At 64.9% G+C, this 9,592-nt stretch carries 8 protein-coding genes; 3 read left to right on the plus strand and 5 right to left on the minus strand.

Annotated features, from left to right (window positions below; translation table 11 throughout):
* Position 1 precedes the first annotated feature (1 nt).
* The 5 genes from AC23D4_RS10805 to AC23D4_RS10825 form a co-directional block, all read right to left on the minus strand.
* The gene (locus AC23D4_RS10805) at positions 2-901 is read right to left on the minus strand and encodes a 2OG-Fe(II) oxygenase (protein WP_472887559.1); all 900 of its coding nucleotides are present in this window, start codon (positions 899-901) and stop codon (positions 2-4) included.
* 3 nt (positions 902-904) lie between these two features.
* On the minus strand, positions 905-1,681 hold the full coding sequence (yaaA, locus tag AC23D4_RS10810; protein ID WP_472887560.1) for a peroxide stress protein YaaA: 777 nt from the start codon (positions 1,679-1,681) through the stop codon (positions 905-907).
* 75 nt (positions 1,682-1,756) lie between these two features.
* Positions 1,757-2,347, minus strand: a complete 591-nt coding sequence (locus AC23D4_RS10815) for a DUF3501 family protein (protein WP_472887561.1) — start codon at positions 2,345-2,347, stop codon at positions 1,757-1,759.
* A gap of 10 nt (positions 2,348-2,357) precedes the next feature.
* The gene (locus AC23D4_RS10820; protein WP_472887562.1) at positions 2,358-3,707 is read right to left on the minus strand and encodes a (Fe-S)-binding protein; all 1,350 of its coding nucleotides are present in this window, start codon (positions 3,705-3,707) and stop codon (positions 2,358-2,360) included.
* A 179-nt stretch (positions 3,708-3,886) separates the two neighbouring features.
* The gene (locus AC23D4_RS10825) at positions 3,887-4,309 is read right to left on the minus strand and encodes a rubrerythrin family protein (RefSeq protein WP_068176239.1); all 423 of its coding nucleotides are present in this window, start codon (positions 4,307-4,309) and stop codon (positions 3,887-3,889) included.
* Between the two features lie 308 nt (positions 4,310-4,617).
* Here AC23D4_RS10825 and AC23D4_RS10830 point away from each other — a divergent pair, with 308 nt between their 5' ends.
* The 3 genes from AC23D4_RS10830 to AC23D4_RS10840 all read left to right on the plus strand — a co-directional run bounded on the left by AC23D4_RS10830 (position 4,618) and on the right by AC23D4_RS10840 (position 9,568).
* Positions 4,618-6,354, plus strand: coding sequence for an FAD-dependent monooxygenase (locus AC23D4_RS10830; RefSeq protein WP_472887563.1), 1,737 nt, complete (start codon positions 4,618-4,620; stop codon positions 6,352-6,354).
* Positions 6,351-6,551: a DUF2783 domain-containing protein gene (locus AC23D4_RS10835; protein WP_472887564.1), complete on the plus strand. Its 201-nt coding sequence runs from the start codon at positions 6,351-6,353 to the stop codon at positions 6,549-6,551. The genes AC23D4_RS10830 and AC23D4_RS10835 overlap by 4 nt, the downstream gene beginning before the upstream one ends.
* 68 nt (positions 6,552-6,619) lie before the next feature.
* Complete coding sequence (locus tag AC23D4_RS10840) at positions 6,620-9,568, plus strand: valine--tRNA ligase (RefSeq protein ID WP_472887565.1); 2,949 nt, start codon at positions 6,620-6,622, stop codon at positions 9,566-9,568.
* The last annotated feature ends 24 nt before the right edge of the window (positions 9,569-9,592 follow it).

The following is a 9,592-nucleotide window of genomic DNA, read 5'->3' on the forward strand; positions in this document are numbered from 1 at the left end:
TTCAGATGAATTCGCGTTCGCGCAGCCACTTGGTCGCGACCCATTTTTCACCCTGCACCACGGGCGCGCCGCCGTGCAGCGTGCGGGTGATCGGGCTGGGCCTGTCGTAGCTGAAGAACACGGCGTTGCCGCGTTGCGGCGCCACCTCCAGCCCCACGTCCGGGAAGGTGGTGCCGCCGCCTTCCGCAGGCTCGTTGAGGTACATCACCAGCGTGGCGAGGCGCTGCCCGCCGCGCTGCAGGATGTTGGGCGTGCCCGGCTCGGCCGGGTCGAAGTAGTCGTAGTGCGGTTTGTATTCGGCACCCACCGGGTAGTTGAGCACCTGCATGCCCTCGCCGTTTTCCACCGGCCAGTTCACCAGGCGGGCGATGCGCGCCTCGATGCGGCGGAGCAGCTCGCTTTCGCCGCGGGTGAAAAACATGCCGTTGCTGGTGCGGTCGGGGTTGAGCTCTTCGCCGCCGGTCTGGGTCTGCACCGTGAGGGAGCGCGCCAGGCGCGGACGGGCCAAATCGATGAGCGCTCCGCACTCCTCGTCGCTCAACAGCCCGCCCAGCACCACCACCCGCGGCAGCGCCAGCGTCGCGAGCACACGGACCTGGCGGTCGCCGGCGTCCAGGCACAGCAGTGAGGGCGACAGGCTGATCTCGGGCAGGCGCGCGGCGCCCGCCATGGATCGCGCGGTCACGACCGCCGGCGCCACACCGGCGCCTCGGCCATCCCCGCGTTGCCCCAGGTGTTCACGCAAGCTGTCTTCCAGCGCCGAGGCCGCCAGCTCCTTCTGCCAGCCCGCCTTCACCATGGCATCGAGCACCGATTCGGGCGAAAAACCGGCGACGGTCTGCTCCACGATCCAGCGGCGCAGCTCGGGGGTGATGGTTTGCACCATGGTGTCGCCCGTCATGGGTCAGGGCTTCTGTTCGCGGCGGAACACCAGGCGGTCGGTGTCGGATGCGGCCGCCACAAACCGGTAGCCGTCCAGATCAAAGCCCTTGAGCTGCTCGGGCGTGGTCACGCGGTGCTTCACCGCGTAGCGCACCATCAGGCCACGCGCGCGCTTGGCGAAGAAACTGATGATCTGGTAGCCGTCGCCCTTGCGCTCTTCGAACACGCAGCTGACCACGCGCGGCTGCAGCACACGGCGGTCCACCGCCTTGAAATACTCTTCGCTGGCAAGGTTGATCACGACCGGGCTCTTGTCGGCGCGGGCGCGCTGGTTGAGGTAGTCGGCGATCTGGCTGCCCCAGAACTGGTACAGGTTCTTGCCCTTCGGCGTGACGAGGCGCGTGCCCATCTCCAGCCGGTAGGGTTGCATCCAGTCGAGCGGACGCAGCACGCCGTAGAGGCCACTGAGAATGCACAGGTGCTGCTGCAGCCAGTCGAGTTCGGCTTCGCCCAGGCTCTTTGCGTCGAGCCCGCCGTAGACATCGCCGTCAAACGCCAGCACCGCCTGCTTGGAATTCTTCGCGGTGAACCTCGGCACCCAGGCCTGGTAACGCGCGAAGTTCAGGCCCGAGAGCGGGTCCGACAGGCCCATGAGATCGGCGATCTGCTGCGGCGACTTGTCGCGCATCACGTCGATGAGCTCGGCCGCCTGTTTCACGAACAGCGGCTGGGTGTGGGTCGCAAGGTGGGCCGGCGTCTCGAAGTCGAGGGCCTTGGCGGGGGAGATGAGGAACAGCATGTTGTCGTGGACGCAGCGGGAGGAAACACAAAAAGGGCTTCCCGCAGGAAGCCCGATTATGACCAACGGGACCGGTTACTTCAGGTCGCCGGCCAGGCTGGCCAGCGTTTCCATGGGGATCTGGGTGTGGGCCGGGTAGTGGGTGTGGTCGCAGCCCAGTTTGACGGCGCCACCGGCCTTGACTGTGGCACACATGGCGGGCGTGAACTCGAAGCGCACGAAGTGCACGGCGCTGGTCTTTTCATCGTTCTCGCGGTCCAGGTCTTCGTCGGCGATGGCGTAGACACGGGCCTGACCGTCGACCTCGACAAACAGGCGGTCTTCCACGCCGATCAGGCGCGCCAGCTCGCGTTTGCGCTCGTTGGCGTCGGTGTATTCGATCATCACCGTGGCCTTCCAGTTGCTGCCATCCGGCACCAGCGGTGCGTAGGCCTCGATCTCCTGCTGGATGCCGTCTTCCTCGAAGATTTTTTCGATGCGCAGCATCTCCTGGATCTGGTAGCGGATGGTCATCTCGCTCTCGAACTGCAGGTTGATGTGTTCACCCAGCTGCACGCTGCGTTGCTTGCGGTGCGCGATGACCTCGGGCTTGTGCGCCTTGCGCCACTTGCTGTAGGCCTCCAGGCTCATGAGGCTGTCGGGGGTGATGTGTCCGGTGAGTTGCATCGGGTGTTCCTTATTTCAATCCGTAGGCTTTGGCCACCAGACTCAGCGGGTGCTGCAGCTCGGGCGCGCCCAGGCCATTGACTTCAAAACCCTGCGCGATGTGGTGGCCACCGAGCGGACAGTCGGAGCTGATGTAGTCGGGTTTGGCTCCGTCCTTCATGGTCGCCATGGCCTTGAACACCGGTTTGCCGATTTTCATGGCCTGCTGGTGGTAGGCCTTCTTCACGCCGAAGGTGCCCGCGTGGCCCGAGCAGCGTTCGATGGTGTTGAGCGTGGTGCCGGGGATCATCTTGAACATTTCTTCGGTCTTGCGGCCGATGTTCTGCACCCGGCCGTGGCAGGGGATCTGGTAGCTCACGTTGCCCAGCGGCTGCGGGAATTCGGTCTTCAGCAGGCCGTCGCGCTTGCGCGCCATGAGGTACTCGAACGGGTCCCACATGTGCTCCTTCACGAGCTGGGTGTCGGCGTCGTCCGGAAACATGAGCGGGATTTCCTGCTTGAACATCAGCGCACAGCTCGGCACCGCGGCGAGGATGGCGAAGCCGTCTTTCGCGTACTTCGCCAGCACCGGGATGTTGGCTTCCTTGCTGGCCTGCACCGAGTCCAGATCGCCCAACTCCAGCTTGGGCATGCCGCAGCACTTTTCTTTCTCCACGATCACGTACGGGATGGCGTTGTGGTTCAGGATCTTCAGCAGATCAAGCCCGATCCCGGGCTCGTTGTAGTTGATGTAGCAGGTCGAAAAGATGACCACCTTGCCCGGCGTCTTCTCGCCATTCACCACGTTGGACGACGTGGCCTCTGGTGTGCCGGAGCGGAATTTTTTCGTCGCCAGTTCGGGCAGCCAGGCGTCCTTGTCCACCCCGGCCACGCTTTCCATGACACTGCGCATGGCCTTGGTCTTGTTGACCGCGTTGGCCACCTGCACCACGACGGGAATGCCCGCGAACTGGCCGTGCACGTCGGTGGAGGCGAGAAAACGTTCGGCCAGCTTGACCTCGCCCTTCTTGAACTTGATGGCCTTGGCGCGCAGCATGGTGTGCGGGAAGTCCAGATTCCATTCGTGCGGCGGCGTGTACGGGCACTTGGTCATGTAGCAGAGGTCGCACATGTAGCACTGGTCGACCACCTTCCAGTAGTCGGGCTTGGCGACGCCGTCGACCTCCATGGTCGAACTCTCGTCGACCAGATCGAACAGCGTAGGAAACGCCCCGCAGAGGCTCACGCAGCGCCGGCAGCCATGGCAGATGTCGAAGATGCGTTCGAGCTCGACAAAACACTTTTCCTCGTCGTGGAAGTCGGGGCCCTTCCAGTCGAGTGCGTGCCGCGTCGGAGCCTGCAGGTTGCCTTCGGTCGCCATGTCTCTTCTCCTCGTCTGTGCGGGTTGTTATCGTGGGTTTTTGAAAGCGCTCGATTGCAACGCTTTCAAAAACACCCCCGTAGTGAGGGGGAGTTCACCCAAGGACACCGCGGAACCGGCTTTGCCGGGCCGCTGGTGTCGTCCCCCTCAGGGGGAAGCCGCGTCAGCGGCGCAGGGGGTCAGTCCACAAGCTCGTTCAGCGCCTTGGTGTAGCGGTTGGCGTGCGAGCGCTCGGCCTTGGCCAGGGTCTCGAACCAGTCGGCGATTTCGTCGAAACCTTCCTCGCGCGCGGTCTTGGCCATGCCCGGGTACATGTCGGTGTACTCGTGGGTTTCGCCAGCGACAGCCGATTCCAGGTTCTGGCGCGTGGGGCCGATGGGCAGGCCGGTGGCCGGATCGCCCGACTGCTCCAGGAACTCCAGGTGGCCGTGTGCGTGGCCGGTTTCCCCCTCCGCGGTCGAGCGGAACAGCGCGGCCACGTCGTTCTGGCCTTCCACGTCGGCCTTGTTTGCGAAGTACAGGTAACGGCGGTTGGCCTGCGATTCGCCAGCGAAGGCGTCTTTCAGGCACTGCTCGGTTTTCGAGCCTTTCAATGCGGCCATGGGGTATCTCCTTGTCGTGGTTGAAGAAACGCCCAACCAGGTGCCCACGCCGGAACACCCCGTTGAGACAGATGGCACCTTACGCCCGTTGGCAGACCTCGTCTAATTGTTCTGGCCTATGTGGCAAATTGTTTATGACTATCTCGTCGATAGTATTGATAACAACTCTCAACACCATCGACAGCCCAGCGGGAAACCCTCAAACTGGCATCGCGATTGCGCTGAGGGCTGTCAGCCGCGCCACTCAGGTCGCAGCCAGACGACTGTCCGCAGTGACAGCCCGCGAGCACCGATCCCGTGAGGAGACCATGAACAGCCACGTCGACACGTACCGGGAAACCGGACCCACAAACGGATACGAATTCAGCGGTGGCTCGGGCTACGACCTGCCCGAATACCCGTTTGAAGCGCCCCCCGAGTTGCAGGGCGACCCACTGGTGCGCCACACCGTGGTCATCGTCGGCGGCGGCCTCACCGGGCTGACGCTGGCCTGCTCGCTGGCGCGCTACGGCGTGGCCTCGGTGTTGATCGACGAAGACAACACCGTGGGCGTCAAGGGCGCCTCTTCGCGCGGCATCTGCTACACGCAGAAATCGCTGGAAATCTTCGAACGCCTGGGCATTTACGAGCGGGTGGCTGCCAAGGGCGTGCAGTGGAGTGTGGGGCGAACCTTCGCGGGCGGGGATGAGGTCTTCAGCTTCGATCTGAAGCAGCAAGGCAATTTCCATCTCTCGCGCCAGCCACCGTTCATCAACATCCAGCAGTTCTATGTCGAAGGCTATCTGGTCGAGCGCATCCACGGGCTCGGCCATGTGGAGCTGCGCTGGCAGAACCGGCTGGTGGCCTTCGAGCAAAACGACACATGCGCCACGCTCACCGTGGACACCCCGGCGGGCCGCTACCGCATGGAGGCCGAACACGTGATCGACGCCACGGGCGCGAACAGCCCGTTGCGTCAGTGGCTACAAGTGCCGTTTGACACCCGACGGGGCGATGACCGCTGGTGCATCGCCGACGTGCGCTTTTCCAGACATCCGCCGGTGGAGCGCCACACCTGGATCGAGGCGCCATTCAACGAAAACCGCGCGGTCTGGCAGCACCTGATGGCCGACGAGGTCTGGCGCATCGACTACCAGATGGCACCCGACAGCGACCCAGAAGCCGTGAGCCGTGAACCAGCGGTGCGCGAACGGCTGGCGCGCCATTTCGGTGCCGATGTGGAGGTGGACATCGTCTGGATCGGCCCCTACACCTACCGCAGCGAGTGCGTGCACGCCATGCGCCATGGGCGGGTGTTCCTGATCGGCGATGCGGCCAAGGTCATGAGCCCGTTTGGTGCACGCGGGGGCAACTCCGGCGTGGCGGACGCCGACAACCTGGCCTGGAAACTCGCGGCCGTGCTCAAGGGCCAGGCAGACGCTTCCCTGCTGGCGAGCTACAACGAGGAACGCATCGAGGCCGCGCAGCAAAACGTGTGCGTGACCAACCGCACCGCACGGTTTCTGCGCCCGGCCGCCGGCATCGAGCGGCTGTTCCGCCAGGCCACCATCGGGCTGGCCAGGCAGTACCCGTTTGCGCGCAGCCTGATCAACACCGGGCGCATGGCGGTGGCCAACCCCTACAGCCGCTCCAGCGCGTGCACCTACCGGGCTGGCGGCGGCGCGGGGCTGTCGGTGCAGAACGTGCGTTTCGCCTGGGCCGACGGTACCCGAGGCTGCGTCAACGAGCTGCTTGACTGGGCCGCGGGCGGCCTGCTGGTGCTGGTGTTTGGCGATCTGTCGGCCGCGGCCCTGCAGCGTTTGCGGCGGCTGTGTCTGGATGCGCCGGTGCGCAGCGTGCAGGTGCTCGGGCCCGACGCCACGCCGCAGGCGCTGGAGCATGTCCGCGACCACCAGGGCCACCTGCAGGGCGCCTGCCATGTCTTTGGCCACGCCTGGGCGCTGCTGCGTCCCGACGGCTACCTGGCCGCCACCGGCGAGTCGGTCGACGCCCAGCTGGTTTCGGCCATCGAACGTTGCCTCGGACTGCGCGGAGATCAACCATGAAACTCGCCCTCCACTTCCAGGACGCTGACGCCTTTTACGAACAGCTGCTCGATGCCCATGCAGGCCTGAGCCGCGAAGACAGCGAACTGCTCAATGCCCGGCTGATCCTGCTGCTGGCCAACCAGGTGGGCGACTCTCGGGTGCTGCAAGAATGCATCGAAGCGGCCCGCGAGATACCCACCCCCGCCGCGGAATAAAATCAGGCCATTCCCGAGTTCACCCTGTCGGCGCCCTGCGGGGCGCCGATCCACTTCTGCGCCCACCCATGTCCGACACCCTGCACCAACCTGGCCTGCAATCGCTCTCCAAATCGTTCGAGCCCGCCGCGCTCGAAGCCCACTGGGGACCCGAGTGGGAGCAGCGTGGCTACGGCGTGGCGGGCTTCCGCGGCACGGGCATGCCGAGGGAAGACGCACCGTCCTTCGCCATCCAGCTGCCGCCCCCCAACGTGACCGGCACGCTGCACATGGGCCACGCGTTCAACCAGACCATCATGGACAGCCTCACGCGCTACCACCGCATGAGCGGCGCCAACACGGTCTGGGTGCCGGGCACCGACCACGCGGGCATCGCCACGCAGATCGTGGTGGAGCGCCAGTTGCAGGAAAAGGGTATCAGCCGCCACGACATGGGCCCCACGCCCGCCGAGGCGCGCAAGAACTTTGTCGCCAAGGTCTGGGAATGGAAGGAAGAAAGCGGCAACACCATCACCACGCAGATGCGCCGCATGGGCGATTCCGTGGACTGGAGCCGCGAGTACTTCACCATGGACGAGAAGCTGAGCAAGGTCGTGACCGAGACCTTCGTGAAGCTCTACCAGCAGGGCCTGATCTACCGCGGCAAGCGCCTGGTGAACTGGGACCCGGTGCTGATGTCGGCCGTGTCCGACCTGGAGGTGGAAAGCGAAGAGGAAGACGGTTTCCTCTGGCACATCGCCTACCCGCTGGTGAATGGCTCGGGTCACCTCACGGTGGCGACCACCCGCCCTGAAACCCTGCTGGGTGACGTGGCCGTGATGGTGCACCCGGAAGACGAGCGCTACAGCGCGCTCATCGGCCAGTACGTGAAGCTGCCGCTGTGCGACCGGGAAATCCCCGTGATCGCCGACGCCTACGTGGACCGCGAATTCGGCACCGGTGTGGTCAAGGTCACGCCCGCGCACGACGCCAACGACTACGCCGTCGGCCAGCGCCACCAGCTGCCGATCATTGGCGTGCTGGCGCTCAACGCCACCATCAACGACAACGCGCCCGAAAAATACCGCGGCCTGGACCGTTTCGTCGCCCGCAAACAGGTCGTGGCCGACCTCGAAGCCGCCGGCCTGCTGGTCGAGACCAAGAAGCACAAGCTCATGGTGCCGCGCTGCGCGCGTACCGGCCAGGTGATCGAGCCCATGCTGACGGACCAGTGGTTCGTCGCCATGACCAGCAAGGGCAATGAACACAACACCAGCGGCACCTCGATCGCCGACAAAGCCATCGCTGCCGTGCAGTCGGGCGAGGTGAAGTTCGTGCCCGAGAACTGGGTCAACACCTACAACCAGTGGATGAACAACATCCAGGACTGGTGCATCAGCCGCCAGCTCTGGTGGGGCCACCAGATCCCGGCCTGGTACGACGAGCAGGGCCAGGTCTACGTGGCGCGCAGCCTGGAAGAAGCTACCGCTCAATGGCAACAGCGACAGATAGAAGAAGGTCGCCCCCTTGAAGCCATTGCTCAACGCCTAACCAACAGCAGTCCCCTCACGCGCGACGAAGACGTGCTCGACACCTGGTACTCGTCGGCGCTCGTTCCTTTTTCGACGATGGGCTGGCCAGAACAAGGTGAAAAGCCCACCGACGACTACAACCTTTACCTGCCGAGCACTGTGCTGGTGACGGGCTACGACATCATCTTCTTCTGGGTGGCCCGGATGATCATGATGACGACGCACTTCACCGACCGCGTGCCGTTCAAGCACGTCTACATCCACGGCCTGGTGCGCGACGCGCAGGGCCAGAAGATGAGCAAGTCCGAAGGCAACGTGCTCGACCCGGTGGACCTGATCGACGGCATCTCGCTCGCTCCCCTGCTGGACAAACGCACGACCGGCCTGCGCAAGCCCGAGACCGCGCCCAAGGTGCGCAAGCAGACCGAGAAGGAATTCCCCGAAGGCATCCCGGCCTACGGCGCCGACGCGCTGCGCTTCACCTTCGCCGCGCTGGCCTCGCTGGGCCGCAGCATCAACTTCGACAGCAAGCGCTGCGAGGGCTACCGCAACTTCTGCAACAAGCTCTGGAACGCCACGCGCTTCACACTGATGAACTGCGAAGGCCAGGACTGCGGCCTCAAGGACCACGGTGCGGCCGAGTGCCTGCCCGGCGGTTACCTGGAGTTCAGCCCCGCTGACCGCTGGATCGTCTCCAAGCTGCAGCGTGTGGAAGCCGAGGTGGCCCAGGGCTTCGCCGAGTACCGCCTGGACAACGTGGCCAACACGGTCTACGACTTCGTCTGGAACGAGTTCTGCGACTGGTACCTGGAGATCGCCAAGGTGCAGATCAACACCGGCAACGAAGCGCAGCAGCGCGCCACCCGCCGCACGCTGATCCGCACGCTGGAGACCATCCTGCGTCTGGCCCACCCGGTCATCCCCTTCATCACCGAAGAACTCTGGCAGAAGGTTGCGCCCGTGGCCGGCCGTGCCGGTGAATCGGTGAGCGTGGCGGCTTACCCGGTCAGCCAGCCCGAGCGCATCGATCAAACCGCCGAAGCGGCTGTGGCCAAGCTCAAGGGTCTGGTGGACGCCTGCCGCACACTGCGCGGCGAGATGAACGTCTCACCCGCCACCCGCTTGCCGCTGTACGTGCTGGGCGACACGGCCTTCATGCAGGCCAACGCCGCCGTGCTGCAGGGCCTGGCCAAGCTGAGCGAAGTGAAGGTGTTCACCGACGAGGCCGCCTGGGCCGCCGCCGCGCAGGCCGCTCCCGTGGCCGTGGCGGGTGAAGCCCGCCTGTGCCTGTTCATGGAGATCGACGTGGCCGCCGAAAAGGTGCGCCTGTCCAAGGAAGCCACACGCCTCGAAAACGAGGTCACGAAGGCCAACAGCAAGCTGGGCAACGAGGCCTTCGTGGCCAAGGCACCGCCGGCGGTGATCGATCAGGAAAAGAAGCGTGTCGCCGACTTCACGGCCACGCTGGCCAAGGTGCGCGAGCAACTGGCGCGACTGGGCAACTGACCCGCCACCGCGCGGACCTGAACC

The organism is Hydrogenophaga sp. L76 (genome assembly GCF_057654755.1).